The 17,498-nt window shown below is 57.6% G+C and carries 19 protein-coding genes and 1 riboswitch; of the genes, 5 read left to right on the top strand and 14 right to left on the bottom strand.

Going from position 1 to position 17,498, the window contains the following annotated elements:
- Positions 1-18 precede the first annotated feature (18 nt).
- Positions 19-615 (top strand): nitroreductase family protein, encoded by a 597-nt coding sequence (locus PLU01S_RS16335; RefSeq protein WP_019366983.1) that lies wholly within the window; start codon positions 19-21, stop codon positions 613-615.
- 45 nt (positions 616-660) lie between these two features.
- Here the strand turns inward: PLU01S_RS16335 and PLU01S_RS16330 are convergent, their stop codons facing one another.
- From PLU01S_RS16330 to rnd, 3 genes are read right to left on the bottom strand one after another with little or no spacing between them, the layout of a single operon-like run.
- The gene (locus PLU01S_RS16330; protein ID WP_074824197.1) at positions 661-1,593 is read right to left on the bottom strand and encodes a D-2-hydroxyacid dehydrogenase; all 933 of its coding nucleotides are present in this window, start codon (positions 1,591-1,593) and stop codon (positions 661-663) included.
- Between the two features lie 42 nt (positions 1,594-1,635).
- Positions 1,636-1,929 carry a YcgL domain-containing protein gene (locus PLU01S_RS16325; protein ID WP_019366981.1) on the bottom strand — a complete coding sequence of 98 codons (294 nt, stop codon included), beginning with the start codon at positions 1,927-1,929 and terminating at the stop codon, positions 1,636-1,638.
- Between the two features lie 17 nt (positions 1,930-1,946).
- Positions 1,947-3,074, bottom strand: a complete 1,128-nt coding sequence (gene rnd, locus PLU01S_RS16320) for a ribonuclease D (protein WP_074824192.1) — start codon at positions 3,072-3,074, stop codon at positions 1,947-1,949.
- 408 nt (positions 3,075-3,482) lie between these two features.
- Here rnd and PLU01S_RS16315 point away from each other — a divergent pair, with 408 nt between their 5' ends.
- Together PLU01S_RS16315 and PLU01S_RS16310 are read left to right on the top strand one after the other, a co-directional pair.
- The gene (locus PLU01S_RS16315; protein WP_074824189.1) at positions 3,483-3,962 is read left to right on the top strand and encodes a hypothetical protein; all 480 of its coding nucleotides are present in this window, start codon (positions 3,483-3,485) and stop codon (positions 3,960-3,962) included.
- Positions 3,963-4,103: 141 nt separating this feature from the next.
- The gene (locus PLU01S_RS16310) at positions 4,104-5,399 is read left to right on the top strand and encodes an outer membrane protein transport protein (RefSeq protein WP_010794728.1); all 1,296 of its coding nucleotides are present in this window, start codon (positions 4,104-4,106) and stop codon (positions 5,397-5,399) included.
- Positions 5,400-5,442: 43 nt separating this feature from the next.
- Here the strand turns inward: PLU01S_RS16310 and PLU01S_RS16305 are convergent, their stop codons facing one another.
- From PLU01S_RS16305 to cobO, 10 genes are read right to left on the bottom strand one after another with little or no spacing between them, the layout of a single operon-like run.
- Positions 5,443-6,177 (bottom strand): adenosylcobinamide-GDP ribazoletransferase, encoded by a 735-nt coding sequence (locus PLU01S_RS16305; RefSeq protein WP_074824186.1) that lies wholly within the window; start codon positions 6,175-6,177, stop codon positions 5,443-5,445.
- The gene (gene cobC, locus PLU01S_RS16300; protein ID WP_074824183.1) at positions 6,162-6,740 is read right to left on the bottom strand and encodes an alpha-ribazole phosphatase; all 579 of its coding nucleotides are present in this window, start codon (positions 6,738-6,740) and stop codon (positions 6,162-6,164) included. The genes PLU01S_RS16305 and cobC overlap by 16 nt, the downstream gene beginning before the upstream one ends.
- On the bottom strand, positions 6,737-7,792 hold the full coding sequence (gene cobT, locus PLU01S_RS16295) for a nicotinate-nucleotide--dimethylbenzimidazole phosphoribosyltransferase (protein ID WP_074824181.1): 1,056 nt from the start codon (positions 7,790-7,792) through the stop codon (positions 6,737-6,739). Before cobT ends, cobC begins: the two co-directional genes overlap by 4 nt.
- Positions 7,789-8,310 (bottom strand): bifunctional adenosylcobinamide kinase/adenosylcobinamide-phosphate guanylyltransferase, encoded by a 522-nt coding sequence (gene cobU, locus PLU01S_RS16290; RefSeq protein WP_074824178.1) that lies wholly within the window; start codon positions 8,308-8,310, stop codon positions 7,789-7,791. Before cobU ends, cobT begins: the two co-directional genes overlap by 4 nt.
- Complete coding sequence (locus PLU01S_RS16285; RefSeq protein ID WP_074824176.1) at positions 8,307-9,764, bottom strand: cobyric acid synthase; 1,458 nt, start codon at positions 9,762-9,764, stop codon at positions 8,307-8,309. The genes cobU and PLU01S_RS16285 overlap by 4 nt, the downstream gene beginning before the upstream one ends.
- Positions 9,761-10,750 (bottom strand): threonine-phosphate decarboxylase CobD, encoded by a 990-nt coding sequence (gene cobD, locus PLU01S_RS16280; protein WP_074824174.1) that lies wholly within the window; start codon positions 10,748-10,750, stop codon positions 9,761-9,763. Before cobD ends, PLU01S_RS16285 begins: the two co-directional genes overlap by 4 nt.
- Complete coding sequence (cbiB, locus tag PLU01S_RS16275) at positions 10,743-11,651, bottom strand: adenosylcobinamide-phosphate synthase CbiB (RefSeq protein ID WP_074824172.1); 909 nt, start codon at positions 11,649-11,651, stop codon at positions 10,743-10,745. The genes cobD and cbiB overlap by 8 nt, the downstream gene beginning before the upstream one ends.
- Positions 11,648-12,313, bottom strand: coding sequence for a 5,6-dimethylbenzimidazole synthase (gene bluB, locus PLU01S_RS16270; RefSeq protein WP_074824168.1), 666 nt, complete (start codon positions 12,311-12,313; stop codon positions 11,648-11,650). The genes cbiB and bluB overlap by 4 nt, the downstream gene beginning before the upstream one ends.
- Complete coding sequence (locus PLU01S_RS16265; RefSeq protein WP_083397855.1) at positions 12,310-13,611, bottom strand: cobyrinic acid a,c-diamide synthase CobB; 1,302 nt, start codon at positions 13,609-13,611, stop codon at positions 12,310-12,312. Before PLU01S_RS16265 ends, bluB begins: the two co-directional genes overlap by 4 nt.
- Entirely contained in the window at positions 13,608-14,249 is a 642-nt protein-coding gene (gene cobO / locus PLU01S_RS16260) for a cob(I)yrinic acid a,c-diamide adenosyltransferase (protein ID WP_010794738.1), read from the bottom strand. Before cobO ends, PLU01S_RS16265 begins: the two co-directional genes overlap by 4 nt.
- Before the next feature lie 117 nt (positions 14,250-14,366).
- Positions 14,367-14,563, bottom strand: a riboswitch (cobalamin riboswitch).
- A gap of 215 nt (positions 14,564-14,778) precedes the next feature.
- On the opposite strand from cobO, the gene PLU01S_RS16255 reads away from it, so the two are divergent.
- Complete coding sequence (locus PLU01S_RS16255; RefSeq protein ID WP_074824165.1) at positions 14,779-15,144, top strand: YggL 50S ribosome-binding family protein; 366 nt, start codon at positions 14,779-14,781, stop codon at positions 15,142-15,144.
- A gap of 54 nt (positions 15,145-15,198) precedes the next feature.
- Here the strand turns inward: PLU01S_RS16255 and PLU01S_RS16250 are convergent, their stop codons facing one another.
- Positions 15,199-16,170: a restriction endonuclease gene (locus tag PLU01S_RS16250; protein ID WP_074824163.1), complete on the bottom strand. Its 972-nt coding sequence runs from the start codon at positions 16,168-16,170 to the stop codon at positions 15,199-15,201.
- 460 nt (positions 16,171-16,630) lie between these two features.
- On the opposite strand from PLU01S_RS16250, the gene PLU01S_RS16245 reads away from it, so the two are divergent.
- Complete coding sequence (locus tag PLU01S_RS16245; RefSeq protein ID WP_074824160.1) at positions 16,631-17,497, top strand: metallophosphoesterase family protein; 867 nt, start codon at positions 16,631-16,633, stop codon at positions 17,495-17,497.
- Position 17,498 lies beyond the last annotated feature (1 nt).

Raw genomic sequence — 17,498 nt, 5'->3', positions numbered from 1 at the left:
ACCTGCATAGGACGTCACATGACCGCTAGCACTCGTGTTCCGCAGTATGAAGTCGACCCGCAATTCGTCCAACGGTGGTCTCCCCGCGCCTTCAGTGATGCCGCTATAGAAGAAAACCAGTTGATGAGTATCTTCGAGGCCGCTCGCTGGGCGCCCTCGGCCTACAATGCTCAGCCCTGGCGCTTCCTGTATGCTCGCCGTGGCTCTGCGCACTGGGATACCTTTCTCAAGCTGATCAGTGAATATAACCGTAGCTGGGCACAACATGCTGCGGCGTTGGTCATCGTCTTGTCCAAGACCACCTTCGTACCGCCCGGCGGTAGCGATGAGGTTCCGCTGGGTAGCCATAGTTTTGATACCGGCGCAGCCTGGGGCTTCATGTCGCTACAGGCTGGCAAGCTGGGCTTTCATACCCACGGGATGGCAGGTATCGAGTACGACCTAATTCGTCAGGAGCTGAAAGTACCCACCGATTTCAAGATCGAAATGGCAATTGCCATTGGCAAGCTGGGCGACAAGTCGTCTTTGTCTGAGAAATTACAGGCCCGTGAGCTGCCTAGCCCACGTCGGCCAGTCGAAGAGTTGGCTGCCGAAGGCCCTTACACTCTCGGTTAATGCCGACACAGAGCCGGCTTACGAATAGGCCGGCTCTGCACGCAATCAATACCCTTGCTTGAAATCCACCTGCCCTTTCAATGCCTCTCCGTTGCGGTAGCGGCTCAGGTTTTCAAGAAAGAGTCGGGCAATATAAGGGGGCGAAGACACTGCCGCGGTATGGCTGGTAATGATCAGTCCAGGCGCCGACCAGAACGCATGAGTCTTAGGCAGCGGCTCCTCTCGAAAAACATCGAGCACGGCGCCGGCCAGGTATTTCTGCTCCAATGCTGTTACCAGATCGGCATCCACAACGGCAGTGCCACGTCCTGCATTTACGAACAGTGCCGAAGGCTTCAGTTGTTTGAACAGGTCAAGCGTATAGAGATCACGCGTATGCGACGTGTCAGGTAAAAGGTTGATGAGGTAGTCAGCTTTCGAGGCCTCACGACTCAAGTCCTCAAGACCATGCACGTCAAGAAAGCCGGGCAGTGCGCGCGGGCTTCTGGCAATACCGTAGAGCTCAACTCCAAAAGGCGCTAGAAAGCGTGCTACATCCTGGCCAATGTCACCGGCCCCGACAATAAGAACACGTCGCCCTGCCAGCGAGCCGGGGGTACAGGCTTCCCAGAGTCGATCCGCCTGTTTTCGAGCGCGCTCCAAGAGACATCGCTCATGGGCAAGCAGATAGCCGAGCACATACTCGCTCATCAGCTGCCCGAACACGCCCACTGCGCGCGTGAGCACATAGTCCTGCGTTAACCCGGAGGCCAGTAGCGGCCGGATGCCCGCCCAGGTGGACTGAACCCATGAGGGCTTGAACCCCTGATCCAGAAGCTTTGCGACGAGATCTGGCTGCCCTAGCCAGATCTGGCACTCGGCAGCTACGCCTGCCACCTTTTCCGGATCATTACCTCCGACTATTTCCAGCGAAGCGTCCAACCCATGCAACGCGGTGAGATAGTCCTGATAACTGTCTTCCAACAACAAGAAACGCATGATCTGGTCTTTCCTTGACAAGCAGTGGTGATGACTGTCGCGTTACACGGGGTCGTTCATACGCAGCAAATGCTCAGGCAGATGCTCAATGTACTCCTCCTGAGGTGGTGGCATCTGCAGGTGATAACCCTGCTTCTCCAAATTTTCCAAAACCTTTGCAGTGTCTTCGCGCTCCAGCTGTCGTTCCGGCGTAAGAACGAATTCAAACGTAAGCTGAGGGGTACCAAAGGCTGCAATCAACCCTTCTGGTACGCGGGCAAGCCCGTCACGCTTGTCGACGTAGAGGTACATTTCGCTTTTGCGCGGGCTTTTGTAAATGGAACAGATTCGTTTCATGAGTACTCCGGATAACATCAGGTTCGCAAGGCAGCCAGGCGATCCAGCAAGGCCTGCCCCATCAACTCGCGGCGCCATCCGCGCAGCGTGTCGGGTAAAACATATTGACCATCCGGCCAGCCACTCTTGATCAAGGCTTCCAGTACTTTCTTTCGCAGCATGAGTTCAGGCGCCATGGTCAGGCGCTCAGCTTCACTCTGGCCAATGAGACGAAGGTCCTTCAGAATCGGCGAGATTTCCGGAGGCAGCGGCTCGGATAACGGCTCAGGCCATTGATCCGGAGGCGTCTTGGCGGCCTCACTGATCAGCTCGATCAGGTGATCGCCGTATTGACGTACAGTACGAGGATGCATGTCATCGATACGGGCCAGCGCGACCTTGTCCTTGGGCTGAAGTCGCGCCAGAGGCCACAGGGAGCGCTCGCGCACAATACGATTGCGAGGCTGGTTACATAACCTTGCCTCCTGCTCGCGCCACGCACAGATGGCCCTTAGCACAGCCAGCTGCTGACGTGACAGACGCCAGCCCAACTTGACATCTTTATACGCCTGATAGGGGTCCGACTCCTGCTTGAGGTTGGCTACCAGCTCACGGCCATCTTCCAGGAGCCATCCCCGCTTCGTCTGATCCAGGCGCTCAGACAACGCCAGATACAATTCCGCCAGATGCTCCACGTCAGCCGCGGCATAGCGCTCCTGTAGCTCCGTCAGTGGTCGCTGAAGCCAGTCCGAGCGTGTCTCGTCCTTGGGCAAGGCGATACCTAACAGTTCATGTACCAGACGCGAATATCCCATCGAATGGCCCAGCCCCAGATAGGCAGCCGCCAGCTGCGTATCGAATAGCGGCTCGGGGAGGCTTCCGGTCAGCTTGAGCAGAACCTCAAGGTCCTCACTGCAGGCATGAAGGACTTTTACGACCTGTTTGTCTTCCAACAGCTCAGACAGCGGCGCCCAGTCACTGATCGTCAATGGGTCGATCAGAAAAGCGCCCTGCCCGTCGCTGACCTGAAGGAGGCCCGCAATGGGATAGAAGGTATCGACCCGCATGAACTCGGTGTCGAGCACGATGAAGGGCAAGGTGCGCCAGAACGCGCATTGTCGAGCAAGGCTGGCATCGTCTTTGAGCCATTGGATAGCAAGAGCCACGTAAATCCTCCAGTACTGTTACCGGAAGTATATCCATCCTGAAGCGTTCAGGCAGATCAAAGGCCCAGATTAAGCCGCTCAATGCTTATCAAGCGTCCCGATTTGCCACATTTGAGGCGCTTCGTTGTCTTAGAACATAGGGCAGGCTGCACGGCATGACCAGACAGGTACCAGCCTGCCGAGGCGACCGCCATTCGAACCTGGCGGCATGAGTCTAACGTAACCAAGCGGAATATGGGCAGGGATGAAAACTTCAAAATCGTCTAAGGGCTTAGGTTTACGTGCGAAACTTAAAGCTAAACTTGAAGTTCAAGGCCTAACGTCAAGAGAAGTCGGGGCTACACGAAAACAACATCAACCGACCAGCATTCGACTCGAGCGGGTCATTGTCTTAGTGATGAGGTAGCCATGGGAATCGCTGCATGCGAATTGAGTCAGTATGTTATTCGTCCCACCCTGGTCTATCTAGACCGCTATTCCCTGTCAGCAGAGGCCATGCTGCTGGCCACCGCCGCCACGCAGTCTGCGCTAGGCGCCACGCTTGAAACACAGCAATACCACGGTATTTACCGAATTTCCGCCGAACGGCATGCCGGCCTCTGGGATTACTATCTGGCCCGCGACCCTGAGCTGGCCAGCCTTGTCCGAGGCCTCGCCAGTCAACATGCCTTTTTCGGGGCGCCTCATCTGGAGCTGACCGTCAACCTTCGTTATGCCACAGCAATCGCCTGGCTCATGATCGAAGAATCACGCCTGCCCTTACCGGAGCCTGACGACCATCAGGGGCAGGCCCGGTTATGGCGTAAGGTTTTCAATCCTAGAGGCCGTCTTCACGACTTTCACATGGCCTGGCAGCGCTGCAGCGAGACGTGGAACCAGGTAGCCTGAGTATGACCCGGTAGTCTTTTTTGAATAACGGCCAATAGACTGTTAAAACCTTTTTTGAGCGATACGCTCGTCGTGGCTGTTGGTAAAAGGTCACCGTTCTGATAGTTTCCGCCCGCGTCATCTTCTGGAGTTGCGCTAACAATGAAAACAACAGGGTTGAAAACAGCAATTGCGCTGGCTGTCGCCAGTTTTTCTAGCCTTAGCCTTGCCAACGGCATTGCCATCAACGAGCAAAGCGCCAGTGGCATGGGGACTTCCTTTGCTGGTCGTTCGTCCTCTGCATTGGATGCTTCGACCGTTTTTGGTAACCCGGCTGGCATGTCCAAGCTCAAGCGTACTGAAATCAGCGGCGGAGCGGCCGTAATTGATGCCAGTAGCGATTTTAGTAATGTGCGTTCGAATGCGCGTGGCACCAACGAAGGGGATATGGTGCCAACATCCGCCGTTCCGTTCGGCTACGTTGTAACACCACTTAATGATGATTGGCACTTTGGTCTGGGTATCTATGTACCCTACGCGCTGATCAGTGACTATGAAAATAGTTTCCAGGGTCGTTATCACGGATCGTACAGCAAGGTTGAGGTCATTACAGTCCAACCAACGCTGAGCTACAAGATCAATGACCGCGTATCCGTTGGCTTTGGCCCTACGATCAACCGAATAGCAGGCAAGCTGGAAAGCAACTTGTCCCTTGCGCCCTTGGGTGGCGGTGATGCGGAAGTCAAAATCAAGGGCGATGATGTTGCGCTGGGCTACAACATTGGCGTGCTGGCCGATGTAACGGATCAGTTAGCGGTCGGGGTCACCTACCACTCCAAAGTGAAATACAAGTTGGAGGGCCATACCAAGGCCAGTGGCGTGTCCAGTCTGTCTCCCGTTGTCAATCGCCTGATCAGCCCGCTGAATGGCAAGTACGATGCCGAGCTGGATATCACTACCCCTGAATCGCTGGATACATCCTTTACTTACAAGCTTGACGATCGCTGGACACTATACGGTGGCGCAACCTGGACCCGCTGGAGCCGTCTGGACAAGCTGGAAGTACAAAACAGTGGAACGCCTACAGTACCTACTCTGGGCAATGTCCTCGGCACAGTGGATGAAGAACTCAAATGGCACGACACTTGGTCCTATGCCATCGGCGCTTCCTATCAGCTGAACCCCCAATGGGTACTGCGCACTGGTTTCGCAATCGATCCGTCGCCGACCGACAACGAATACCGCAACGTGCGTATTCCGGTGGGTAATCGCAAGACCGTATCGATTGGTGCAGGCTGGTCTCCTTCGCCTGATCTGACCGTTGATGTTGCCTATGCCTACCTATGGGAAGACAAGGCCTCGATCAATCGTGAAGCGACTGCTTTGCAGCCGGCCTACAGTGCCAAGGTTGAAAACAGCGCCCATGGCTTGGCCGCTCAGGTCAGCTATCGCTTCTGATAGACACGTATGAAAAACGCCGCCCTTGAGGCGGCGTTTTTATTCAGGTACTCGTCAGGGCTAGCGCAACCAGAACACCGCACTCAAGCAACTCGACCAGCGCACCCGCCGTATCGCCAGTAGTCCCGCCCAGGCGTGTCATGAATGCTCGACGAAGCCACAGAAAGAGCAGCACTGCCATCAGCAAAGCGATCAGGCTTTCGCGTATCACGAGCAACATGGCGATGACATGGGCGGCCAGTACAAGGCGCAGCAATCGCTTCGGCATGTGATCGACTAGCACCTGACCCAAGCCTCCCGGCCTTGCGTAAGGGGTCACGAGTAGCAGCCCAGGCAGAGCAACTCGCGCAAGCCAGGGAACTAGGAGGACGGCATCCAACTGGTGGTGCTCAAGCAGTACGTAAAGCGCCGCGAACTTGAGCAAGAGCACAATGATCACCGCAACGACCGCCATCGGGCCGGAGCGAGGGTCCTTCATGATTGTCAGGGTGCGTTCACGGTCACCAAAGCCACCGACCCAGGCATCTGCCGTGTCCGCCAGGCCATCCAGATGCAGCGCACCGGTCAGCGCGACCCATACAGCCAGAACAATAGCGGCCTGCAATACCGGAGCCGCTTGCCCGAGCAGGCTGCCAAGCAGCCATAAAATGGTACCCACCAGCACGCCTACCATGGGGTACCACAATAAAGACTCACCGGTTTTCTCGGGTGGAGGCATGCCGGGCAGGCGTACCGGCAGACGAGTCAAGAACTGCAGGGCAATCAGGAAGGGCAGCATGGTGGGTACGTGTCGCTCAAGGCAGACGCCTCAAAAGCATGAAGACTGGCATAAGGAACTTCTACTTGAAGCAGATCCTTGCGAGGTAGCCCCTGCTGCCGAGCCAGCAACAACCGGATAACGCCGCCATGGGTTACCACTAGTGCGCGCGTATCCGCTGTACGCCTGACTATACGCTCCATGGCGCCTAGGACACGCTGTTCGAACGTGGCCACCGGCTCTCCATTGGGCGGCGTAAAACTGTAGGGATCAGCCCAGAACTGGCCTAGGGCATCAGCCTGACCCTCCATCAGTTCGGCAGCGGTACGCCCCTCCCAATCGCCAAAGTCCAACTCGCGCAGGTCAGGCTCAAGTTTGCATTCCACGTCCTGCATACTCGCCAGCCACTCGGCAAAGGCTCGGCACCGCTCAAGGGGCGAGCTGATAATCAACTCCCATGGCGGTAATGCCAAGGCCGCGGCCCGCATACTGGACCACCCCTGCTCCGACAGTGGATGATCCAGACGCCCGCGAAAACCGCCCGGCCCTTGTGTTTCCCCATGTCTCAACAGAAACAGGCTCATGCCGGGCGATCCGATACGCTGGCCTCGGCAAAGGTCGCCATTTCGCCATGCAGGCGACACGCCAACTGAAGCAAGGGCACCGCCAATGCTGCACCGCTTCCCTCCCCCAGACGCAGCCCCAGCTCAATCAGCGGCTGAGCGTTGAGTGCTTCAAGCACAAGTGCATGGCCCGGCTCGGCTCCGCTGTGAGCAAACAGCAGCCACTCACGCCCGGTGGGGCTCATTCGTACGGCGCACAAGGCGGCAACAGAGCTGATGAACCCATCGACCAACGCCGGAACTCCCTCCTGCATGCAGGCAAGGTAAGCACCGGTCAACGCGGCAATCTCGAAGCCACCCAGACGGCGCAACACCTTTAGCGGGTTACTCAATGACTCCGCATGGCGTAGCAGACCACGCTGGATAACCGCGACCTTCAAGGCAATGCCATCTGCATCGAGTCCGGTTCCCGGCCCCGTCATCGCGAGGGGTGAAGCTTCCAGCAATGCACAAGCCATAGCGCTGGCCGCCGTGGTGTTGCCAATCCCCATCTCACCACCGATAAACAGCTGAGCGCCGCTTGCCTTGGCTTTCTGGACGCTGTCTCGTCCTGCCTGCAGAGCTACCTCGCATTGAGCAACAGTCATGGCCGGCTCGCGAGTAAAGTTGGCCGTACCTGGACCAAGAGGACGATCAATAACGCCTGGCAACGCCTCCGTTGGCTCAGCGGTTCCCAGATTAATGACCTCCAGCGGAGCCTTGAGCGAACGCGCCAGAACGCTGATGGCAGCGCCACCGCCAACAAAGTTGCGCAGCATTTCGCCTGTCACCGCCTGAGGATAGGCCGACACCCCTTCCTCCACGACACCGTGATCCCCTGCGAAGACACTGATTGTCACGTGCTCGATAACAGGCCGTTCACGTCCCTGCATCGCCGCCAGATCAATCGCAACCTGCTCCAGCAGCCCGAGTGCGCCACGCGGCTTGGTAAGCTGCGCCTGGCGGGCCGTCGCCAACTGGCGGGCCCGCTCATCCAATGGCTGACAGGGTGCCTGCCACCAGTACTGCGTCATAAAGAAGCTCCTTTGAGCGTCATTGGCAAACCTGCCACGGTCAACACAACACGATCACATTGCTCGGCCAGCGCCTGGTGCAGCCAGCCCGCCTCATCGACATAGCGCCGGGTTAGCTCACCCAGCGGCACTACTCCCATGCCAGTCTCGTTGCTGACCAGAATGATATGGCCTGGTAGTTCGGATAGGGCTTCCAGCAAGGCTGCTCGCTCCCGGGCAAGCATAGTGGCATCCTCTGCTATTAGAAGATTGGTCAGCCAGAGGGTCAGGCAATCCACCAGAAGACAGCGCTCAGCCGAAGCATGAGCTCGCAGCACCGCAGCTAGATAAAGAGGCTCTTCCACCAGTCTCCACTCAACGGGGCGGCGGTCGGCATGCTGGGCAATTCGGGTACGCATTTCGCCGTCCCAGGCCTGGGCCGTCGCAATGTAGATGACATCCAGACCTGAGTCAGTGGCCAATTTTTCTGCAAGGCGACTCTTGCCCGAACGCGCGCCCCCCAGAATCAATTCCTTCATTGGTTTATTCCACATAAAGCACGCAATTTCGCGGTGTCCAGATGCTGGTCGACCAAGTCCGCCAGCCGTTCGAGATCGCGCTCGCGCAAGGCATGGTAGTCGACACGTTCAGGAGTAGTCAGCCCCGCCCAGCGCAACAAGGCGGTGCACGCATCAGGCGACTCGAACAACCCATGCAGGTAGGTTCCCATGATCAGCCCGTCTTCGCTCAGTGCGCCATCGCAGCGACCATCATCCAGGATAATGGCAGGTCGCTCCAAGGCGGCCCCTTCGGTGACTCCCGCATGAATCTCGTACCCTGTTACGGCAGACCGGGTAGCCGCCAGGCACCCCGCGACATTACGGAGTTGTTTTTCAGCGGCCAGCTCGGTGTTCATGTCGAGCACGCCCAAACCTGTGCTGTCACCTGGATCACCTTCCAACCCGAGCGGGTCACTTACGGTACGGCCCAGCATCTGATAGCCGCCACAAATACCCAGCACGCGTCCTCCATAACGGAGATGCCGTTGAATATCACTATTCCACCCCTGTTTGCGCATGAAGGCCAGATCGCCTCGCACGCTTTTTGACCCAGGAAGAATGATCAGGTCGCAAGGCGGTAGCGCCTGACCTTGTCTTACAAAACTGATTTCGACTTGGGGATGCAGCCTTAACGGATCGAAGTCAGTGTGGTTGCTGATGCGTGGAAACACCGGCACCACTACTCGGATAACCTCGTCCCGCTTGGCGATCTGTCGCGTATCGACCGCATCTTCGGCTTCGAGATGCAGGTCGTGCAAGTAAGGCAGAACACCCAGCACCGGCTTGCCCGTCCGCGCTTCCAGCCAGTCCAGGCCCGGCTTGAGCAATGCGATATCGCCGCGGAAACGGTTGATGACGAAACCTGCCACACGCTGCTGCTCCGACTCGCTGAGAAGCTCTAGCGTGCCCACGAGATGGGCGAAGACACCGCCCCGATCGATATCGGCGATCAGGATAACCGGGCAGTCCACGCGCTCGGCAAACCCCATGTTGGCAATATCGCCTTCACGCAGGTTGATTTCTGCGGGCGAGCCTGCTCCTTCCACCATGATCACCTCGTATCGGCCGGCCAGACGCGCATGGGATTCCAGCACCGCCTCGCGAGCGATACGCTTGTAGCCGTGATAGGTCTTGGCATCCATCGTAGCCACTGCACGACCATGGATAATGACCTGTGCGCCGATGTCCGTATTGGGTTTGAGCAACACGGGATTCATATCTGTATGCGGCGCGATTCCACAGGCTTGGGCCTGTACAGCCTGGGCGCGCCCTATCTCACCATGGTCTGCCGTGACGGCACTGTTGAGAGCCATGTTTTGTGGTTTGAACGGTACGACAGCAACTCCCTGGCGTTTGAGCCAGCGGCATAAACCGGCGACCAAGGTGCTCTTGCCGGCATCGGAGGTGGTGCCTTGCACCATCACGGTTGTCATAAGGAATCCTTGTATGCCTGCAAAGCCAGGGTGAGTCGCGTCCACCCGGCTTCGTCACCGGGAAGACCAAAGCGGATGCCCGCTATTGAGGGGAAAAAACGCGTGAGAATGGCTCGTCTGGCCAGGAACTCATGAAGCGCCTCAGCATCGGGTCGAGACAACCATTGAAACAGACCGCATCCGCCATCAGGGACCAACTCGTGAGCGGTCAATACATCAGCCAGGCGCTGCCCTGCCGTTGCAAGCCTCTTGCGCTGCCGGTCATGACCACCCTCATCGAGCAGAATTTCACGTGCCACGGCCCGTGCTGGACCACTGACTGTCCAAGGGCCCAAAACATCGTCCAGTCGTTCCAGCAAGTTCGCTTCAGCCAGCACAAAGCCCAGGCGGATACCGGCAAGACCGAAGAATTTCCCGAAAGACCGCAGTACGATCAATCCCTGCCGATCCGTCCATGAAGCCAGACTGTAAGCGGGAGAGAGATCCATGAACGCCTCATCCACGACTAGCCAACCACCCCGGTGAATCAGATTGGCATGCCAGCGGAGCAGCCGCTCAGGCTCGATAAGCTGTCCGGTAGGATTGTTCGGGTTGACCAGCACCAAGACGTCAAGCGTGCTCAGCGTTGCGTCTACATCGCCCAGTGACAGGGGTACAACACAATGCCCTGCTCGCTCCCAGGCCTGCTCGTGTTCAGCGTAGCAGGGTGCCAGTACGCCTACTCGCCCCTCAGGGCGAAGTGTGGGAAGGGCTTGGATGGCCGCCTGCGAGCCGGCAGCAGGCAGCACTCGTGGAGCACCGTAGTAACAAGCAGCAGCCTGCTCCAGGCCGTCGTTTGTCTCGGGCAGACGCGCCCAGGCTGATAACGGTATGTGGGGTATTGGCCAGGGCATAGGCGCAAGCCCTGTCGACAGGTCCAGCCAATCCTCCAACGCGATACCATAACGCTGCGCAGCCTTGCGCAGACGTCCGCCATGCTCAAGCACTGATCACGCCTCCCAGCACGATAACTGCCACCCAGAGCATGACGCCCCGACGGACGAGCAGCAGTGCCATATCGATACTGTGCGCTGTGGGTGCAGGCCCCAATCCCAGAATAGGCCGATCATGTAGCTCGCCGTGATAGCGCGCTGGACCACCCAGTGTCACGCCCAGCGCACCGGCGCCCGCCGCCATGACTGGACCGGCATTGGGACTGTCCCAACGAGGCGCCTGTGTTCGCCAGCAATGCAGAGCGGAGCCAAAGTTACCCAACAGTGCATACGTCAATGCCACCAGACGCGCCGGCACGTAATTAAGCCCATCATCTATGCGTGCAGCCGCCCAGCCAAAGCGTTCGAAGCGGGTATTGCGATAGCCCCACATGGCATCCAGCGTATTGGCCAAGCGGTATAGAACAACACCCGGGGCGCCTAACAGGACAAACCAGAAGAGAGCCGCAAAAACAGCGTCGCTTCCGTTTTCCAGTACGGATTCTGTACCTGCCCGCGCGACAGCCTCTTCATCCAGCTCACGGGTTTCCCGGCTGACCACATAGCCAACACGCCGCCGCGCCTCCTCCAGGTTATTACGCCGTAGCGCCAGCGCGATGGGCTTGGCATGCTCGCCCAAGCTTTTAAGGCCAAGCGCGAAGTACAGCGCCAGCGCCTCAACCAGCCAGCCTACGTAGGGAATCTGATCGAGTAGCGCTACCAAGACGACCCACGGTAGTACAGCCATGCACCAGGCCGTCAGCCCGTGACTGCGCCAGCCGCCACCGCCTGGATTGAAACGGCGCTCCAGCGCGTTTGCCCACCGGCCAAATCCCACCAGAGGATGCCAACGTCGAGGCTCGCCCAGTATCGTATCCAGCAGTACACCTAAAAAGGTGGTCAGGGCCAGAATCATGTCTTCTCAGTCTCCTTGACAGAACCCCAGCGGTTTTCAAACACGAGCTCATCCAACGGGCGAGCCGTTCGCCAACCCTCCTCGACCAGCATGGGCTGATTGTAAAAGGCCTCGACAGGGCCAAGACACAGGATGGCCAGCGGCTTGCTGCCTTCCGGCATCTCCAGCAGTTCAGCCACCGCAGCCGGGTCGAACAGCGAAACCCATCCCATCCCGAGCCCCTCCGCCCGGGCGGACAACCATAGATTCTGGATCGCACAAGACAGCGATGCCACGTCCATTTCAGGCAGCGTACGGCGTCCGAAGATATGGGCTTCTCGCCCCTCCATGAGGGCAGCCACCAGCAGCTCGGCACACTCCTTTATGCCTTCCACCTTGAGCCGCATGAACTCATCGCTACGCTCACCCAGCGCCTCTGCCGTGCAGACACGCTCGGACTCGACCAGCCGGTAAAGCTCGGCACGCAGCCCCTGGTCAGTAATGCGCATGAAGCGCCATGGCTGCATGAGGCCTACGCTTGGCGCTTGATGAGCAGCGCTCAACAGCCGCCGCAGCTGATCCTCCGGTACATGGCCGCCACTGAAATGACGCATGTCACGTCGTTCGGCGATAGCACGATAGACGCCGGCCTGTTCGGCGGAAGTAAAGGCGTGAGGATTCATGGTGCTAGCAGGGCAGCCGCCGTTTCGGGGGCGGATGGCATGTAGAAGTGAATGTAGCTGGCAGTCAGGCGGCCCTGTTGGAACACCGACTCCGCCGTGGCCTTGCCATTGGGACAGATACCACGCAACGTTGGAGCCAGTGGCGATTCCAAGGATGAGTGATGATACGTATGGCCACGCAAGGTGCCGCTATCGAAGGCAACGCTTTGCAGCGCCAGTGCAGTAAGACGTGGCTGCAAGGTAGCTTCCCCTTCGAGAAGTCCAACCATCTCGCCCTGCTCGCCTGTCTTGTCAGCCAGGCGCTCCAGCAGATAGAGCATCCCCCCGCATTCGGCCAGAATGGGCTTGCCTGCGGCATGATGCGCCCGAATAGCAGACTGCATGGCGGTATTTCCAGACAGCTGTTGAATATGTAATTCAGGATAACCGCCCGGCAAGTAGAGACTGTCTACTTCCGGTAACTGCTGGTCCTGCAACACTGAAAAATGCCGAATCTCAGCGCCCATGGCGCGTAGAAGATCAAGGTTCGCCTGATACAGAAACGACAGTGCCGCGTCGCGTGCAACCCCGATGCGCACATCAGCCAGCAGCGGTTCGACGCTCTTCTTCATAGGGGCCTGAAACAGCACAGGCTCCGGTAGTGAGGTATCGGCACTGGCAGCAATGGCATCGGCCGCAGCGTCCAGACGTGCATCCAGATCCGACAACTCGTCAGCCTGGATCAGCCCAAGATGCCGGCTCGGCAACTCGATACCCGAGTTGCGCGGCAAGGCACCAAACCAGCGCATACCGCTTGGCAAACTGGCCTTGAGCAGCTCGGTCTGCCGGGCGCTGGAGCCACGATTGGCCAGCACGCCAGCAAAGGGCAGATCCGCCTGATAATGTGCAAGACCGTAGGCTAATGCCCCAAAGGTCTGCGCCATGCCGGTCGCCTCAATAATACCCAGTACCGGCACATTGAAGCGACGTGCCAGGTCCGCACTAGACGGCGTGCCGTCAAACAGCCCCATGACGCCTTCGATAAGGATCAGATCAGCTTCGCCTGCTGCTTCCCATAGCAGCAGGCGACTTTCTTCTTCCCCTACCATCCACAAGTCAAGCTGGTACACCGGCGCACCGCTCGCACGGGCCAGGATCATGGGATCGAGAAAGTCCGGGCCGCACTTGAATACACGGACCTTGCGGCCCTGCCTTGTATGCAGACGTGCCAGGGCTGCCGTTACACTGGTCTTGCCTTGGCCGGAGGCCGGCGCGGCAACCAGGAGCGCCGGACACCGACGATGATCATGCAGGTTCAAAATTCGATTCCTTTCTGGGCGCGAATGCCGCTCTGGAAGGCATGCTTGACCAAGCCCATTTCACTGACGGTATCAGCCGCGTCGATCAGCGCCTGCGGTGCACCGCGCCCCGTTACGACAACGTGTTGGGAGACCGGACGCGCCTCGATATCCGCCAGCACGTCTTCAACCTTCAGGTAGCCATGCTTGAATGCGATATTCAGTTCATCAAGCACTACGAGTGCTATTTCAGGATCACTCAATAATGCCTTGGCCACAGCCCAGGCACTGGCAGCGTTTTCGATGTCCCGTTGACGATCCTGGGTCTCCCACGTGAATCCCTGGCCCATCACATGGTAACGGACCTCCTCGGGGAACCGCTGGAAGAACATCTGCTCACCGGTGCTGACGCGTCCCTTGATGAACTGTACGACGCCCACTTTCAGTCCATGCCCCAAGGCTCGGGCCACCATGCCAAAGGCAGAGCTGCTCTTGCCCTTGCCGATACCGGTGTGTACCAGCAGCAAGCCTCGCTCATTCTGTGCATTGGCGATCCGCTCGTCCATGACAGCTTTCTTACGGACCATTCGCTCACGGTGGCGCTCATTGCGCGCATCATCGACGGGTAACGAGGTGGGGGTTTCTGGGGTATCGCTCATGACGCTCTCCTTCAGGCAAGGGCTGAGGCGAACGGAAAGATCTGCTCCGCAAGGATACAGATGAGGCAACGACGCACAACGCCATTAGCCCTGTGCGACGATCAATGCCCTCCGCATTGCCGTGTAATGCCTGAGGCCGGTCTCCGGGCTCGTGAGCGGAAAACTCCTCCGCCGCGCCTTCCCAGACAGCTGTCCAGTGGCCTGTGCGACGTTCAACTCACCTACCGTTGCGGGGGCAGCGCCGGCTTGCTACCGGCTTCCCTGTTTCACCTCGTCGACCCATGTCACGAGGCACCTCAAGCAGACGCGCAGGTTACGGGCAAGCCCTGGGAGCGTCAACGAAAGTCATGGCAAATGGGGATAAATCTTTGCGCAGAAAATCTACCGGCGCGACAGATTCATTTCGCTTTATCGTCACCGCGCTATCATATTTGATAGCCATGCTGGCTGAAGCTGGTGATAATGCGCCGCTTTCCATCCAGTCAAACCCTTTGGCTGGCCATGAAGTTATCGAGCTACAGGTCTCCCTATGTCCGAATCTACTGCCAACGATCCCCGTCTTAGCCGCATGAAGCGCCGTATCCGCAAGAAGCTCTACCTGGGCGAATTCCAGGAACTGGCATTCGAGCTCAAGGCTGATTTCAAGGAATCGCTTGAAGATGAAGCGCTAGAAACGCTGCTGAGCGATTTCGTCGATTTCGTCGAGTCCCGTAACCTGGACTACATGGGTGGCTTCGGCGAAACCTGGATCGAAGGCACTATCATGGCAAACAAGCGCTACGGCTCGCCCACCGAGGAAGACCGTCAGGCCCTGACCGATTGGCTCAAGGCACGCAAGGAAGTAGCAAGCGCTTCTGCCAGCGAACTCTACGATGCCTGGCACTTTGAAGAGTAACAGGCCATCGTGAAAAGCCCCGGTCAGTGCCGGGGTTTTTTATTTCTGCTGCGTTCAGGAGGCTGGCCAGTAGATCCGCGTCAAGGGAATCAGAGATTTCAGCTCCAGATCCAGAGACTCGTAATGCACCAGAAGCATGTCGACTAACTGATCCATGTCCATCAGAGCCACCAATTGACCGGCGCGCTCGGCCTCATAGATAGCCTCCTGGCTGAAGCCGCATGTACTGACAAAAATACCCTTGTCATCAGCCTTCAGACAGTTCAGAAGCTCTCGCAAAGTCTCACCGCCTACAACACCTTGACGATGCTGAACCTGGACCTTTACATGAGGGGGATGCAGACCCAAGCCATCCAGAGAGGCCTCAATAGCCAGGCTGCCGCTGGACGCAGGAGGCTGTTTGGTGATAAATCCCATGGCGCGTACCAGACCGGACACCAGTTGGATGATCTGCGCCTCGGAAAGACGATCGAGCCGATCAGCAATCAGTTCGCGAGCCTGTGCTTCCATATCCTGTCGAGCACTGAGGATAGCGTCGGCCTCCTGCTCGCTTGGCTGAAAATCACCACGGCTGAGTGAGTCGAGCTGCTGCCAGATTTCCTGGCGCAACTGACAGCCCTGCACCGCACTTAATGCATTGCGCGCCTTGACGCTGAGCTGCGCACGGGGAATCTGTGCATACCACCTGACCTGTCTCAGGTTGGGCCACTCCTCGCATTCACGCGGATCATAGCTGTACCCACCTGTAACATGTCCCAGCCAGTACTGACGCGTCCTGTGGTCATACACGACTAAGGCATCGCCTACCCTGATGTCGTGGGTTAGCGTCTTGAGCGCCGACGCCCACGTATCCAACATTGACTCACTATGCTGGGTCGTATACTCGGAAAGCTTGATCTTGATTGCTTTTTCATCAGGATAAGCCCGCAGATCGCCCAGCTTGGGCCAACCCAGCGCAATTATCCCACGGCGCAACGCCTCGTTAAGCGCGCGCCCTTCTACCTCAATCTTCCACGCTTGATTCATAGCGATGCGCTTCCATTAACCTGCAGACGCCTCCTGTTTGAAGGTACCCGCACATTCTGGTGAGAAATCAGTAATCAGGTTTGTAACCAGACCAAAATCCGGGAAGCGATGACGTCTAAAACGCCCGTGATGTGTTACAAATCGTGAGCCATGAAGTACTGCTAATCGTTGATAGGGACAAGCAGCGGCAGCAGATTACTGCTCAATGATGAGAAACTGTCTGCAAGTTTTTGGATAAAAACATCACATATTTTTCCTTGCCCCATGCGAAGGGACATTGGTGTCGTTTTTCATCGATAATGCCGTTTGAACGTTTAAACGAATAACGGCTAACTCAAGACGCCCATGCAAGTGGAATTGCCTAACCATTTACAGCCTCTTAACCGTTAAATCAGGCCAGACAATCGAATTCTCGCCGCCCATTAGCGTCGTAACTTCACACTGACAGCATGCATTTCCCATGACAACGATTCTGCAAATCTCCGATACTCACTTCGGTACCGAACAACAACCCGTACTTGATGCGCTGGAAGATCACGTACGTGAACATGGCGCCGACTTGCTGATTCTTTCAGGAGATATCACACAGCGAGCCCGTGACAAACAGTTCGAAGCCGGGCTGGCTTACGTGCAGCGTCTTGAGAAATATGGCATTCCAGCTACCCTGGTAATACCAGGCAACCACGACATTCCGCTTTATAACCTCTTTGCCCGCTTCATGACGCCCTATGCCAACTACCAGCGTCATTTTGGAAGCGACCTTGAGCCTACCTATGAAGATGAACATCTTCTGGTCATTGGGTTGAACACTACGCACCCCAAGCGGCGCAAGGACGGAGCGGTTACATCCGAGCAGATTCAACGCGTCGTCGACCGCTTGAACAAGACCTCAAAGGAAAAGCTGCGCATCGTTGTAGCACATCAACCCTTTGGCGCCATGGTTCTGAGTGACTTGAGCAATCTGCAGAGCGGCGCAGGAGATGCGCTTACCGCCTGGGCCGACGCCGGCCTAGACTTGGTAATGGGTGGCCATATCCACCTCCCTTATGTTCTTCCCCTAAGCGGCCAGTACCCTGAGCTTTCCCGAGAGATATGGATCGTGCAGGCAGGCACGACGCTCTCCTCTCGCGTACGTGGCAGTGCACCCAACTCCTTCAATCGACTGATCGTAGGCAACGGTGAAACCAAATGCGTCGAGGTAGAGCGCTGGGACTTCATCGACAAGCGCTTTACAGTTGCCGAGCGCTTCAACCTGACCTGGAAGGCAGAAGAGCAGGCACTGGAGACGGATCGCCATGAGGTCCTGGTGCCCGGCGGTCAGCAGTAAG

Source organism: Pseudomonas luteola NBRC 103146 (assembly GCF_002091675.1).
In the GTDB taxonomy this organism is placed as follows: Bacteria; Pseudomonadota; Gammaproteobacteria; order Pseudomonadales; family Pseudomonadaceae; genus Chryseomonas; species Chryseomonas luteola.
This window is presented reverse-complemented; position numbering and strand designations above follow the sequence as displayed.

What these genes read in the sequence shown, in the direction of transcription:
- cobT (WP_074824181.1), bottom strand. Translation starts at nt 7,792, where the DNA reads ATGACGCAGTACTGGTGGCAGGCACCCTGTCAGCCATTGGATGAGCGG.
- PLU01S_RS16325 (WP_019366981.1), bottom strand. Translation starts at nt 1,929, where the DNA reads ATGAAACGAATCTGTTCCATTTACAAAAGCCCGCGCAAAAGCGAAATG.
- PLU01S_RS16255 (WP_074824165.1), top strand. Translation starts at nt 14,779, where the DNA reads ATGTCCGAATCTACTGCCAACGATCCCCGTCTTAGCCGCATGAAGCGC.
- PLU01S_RS16245 (WP_074824160.1), top strand. Translation starts at nt 16,631, where the DNA reads ATGACAACGATTCTGCAAATCTCCGATACTCACTTCGGTACCGAACAA.
- bluB (WP_074824168.1), bottom strand. Translation starts at nt 12,313, where the DNA reads ATGAATCCTCACGCCTTTACTTCCGCCGAACAGGCCGGCGTCTATCGT.
- cobO (WP_010794738.1), bottom strand. Translation starts at nt 14,249, where the DNA reads ATGAGCGATACCCCAGAAACCCCCACCTCGTTACCCGTCGATGATGCG.
- cbiB (WP_074824172.1), bottom strand. Translation starts at nt 11,651, where the DNA reads ATGATTCTGGCCCTGACCACCTTTTTAGGTGTACTGCTGGATACGATA.
- PLU01S_RS16305 (WP_074824186.1), bottom strand. Translation starts at nt 6,177, where the DNA reads ATGCTGCCCTTCCTGATTGCCCTGCAGTTCTTGACTCGTCTGCCGGTA.
- PLU01S_RS16285 (WP_074824176.1), bottom strand. Translation starts at nt 9,764, where the DNA reads ATGACAACCGTGATGGTGCAAGGCACCACCTCCGATGCCGGCAAGAGC.
- PLU01S_RS16335 (WP_019366983.1), top strand. Translation starts at nt 19, where the DNA reads ATGACCGCTAGCACTCGTGTTCCGCAGTATGAAGTCGACCCGCAATTC.
- PLU01S_RS16310 (WP_010794728.1), top strand. Translation starts at nt 4,104, where the DNA reads ATGAAAACAACAGGGTTGAAAACAGCAATTGCGCTGGCTGTCGCCAGT.
- PLU01S_RS16330 (WP_074824197.1), bottom strand. Translation starts at nt 1,593, where the DNA reads ATGCGTTTCTTGTTGTTGGAAGACAGTTATCAGGACTATCTCACCGCG.
- PLU01S_RS16315 (WP_074824189.1), top strand. Translation starts at nt 3,483, where the DNA reads ATGGGAATCGCTGCATGCGAATTGAGTCAGTATGTTATTCGTCCCACC.
- cobU (WP_074824178.1), bottom strand. Translation starts at nt 8,310, where the DNA reads ATGAAGGAATTGATTCTGGGGGGCGCGCGTTCGGGCAAGAGTCGCCTT.
- PLU01S_RS16250 (WP_074824163.1), bottom strand. Translation starts at nt 16,170, where the DNA reads ATGAATCAAGCGTGGAAGATTGAGGTAGAAGGGCGCGCGCTTAACGAG.
- cobC (WP_074824183.1), bottom strand. Translation starts at nt 6,740, where the DNA reads ATGAGCCTGTTTCTGTTGAGACATGGGGAAACACAAGGGCCGGGCGGT.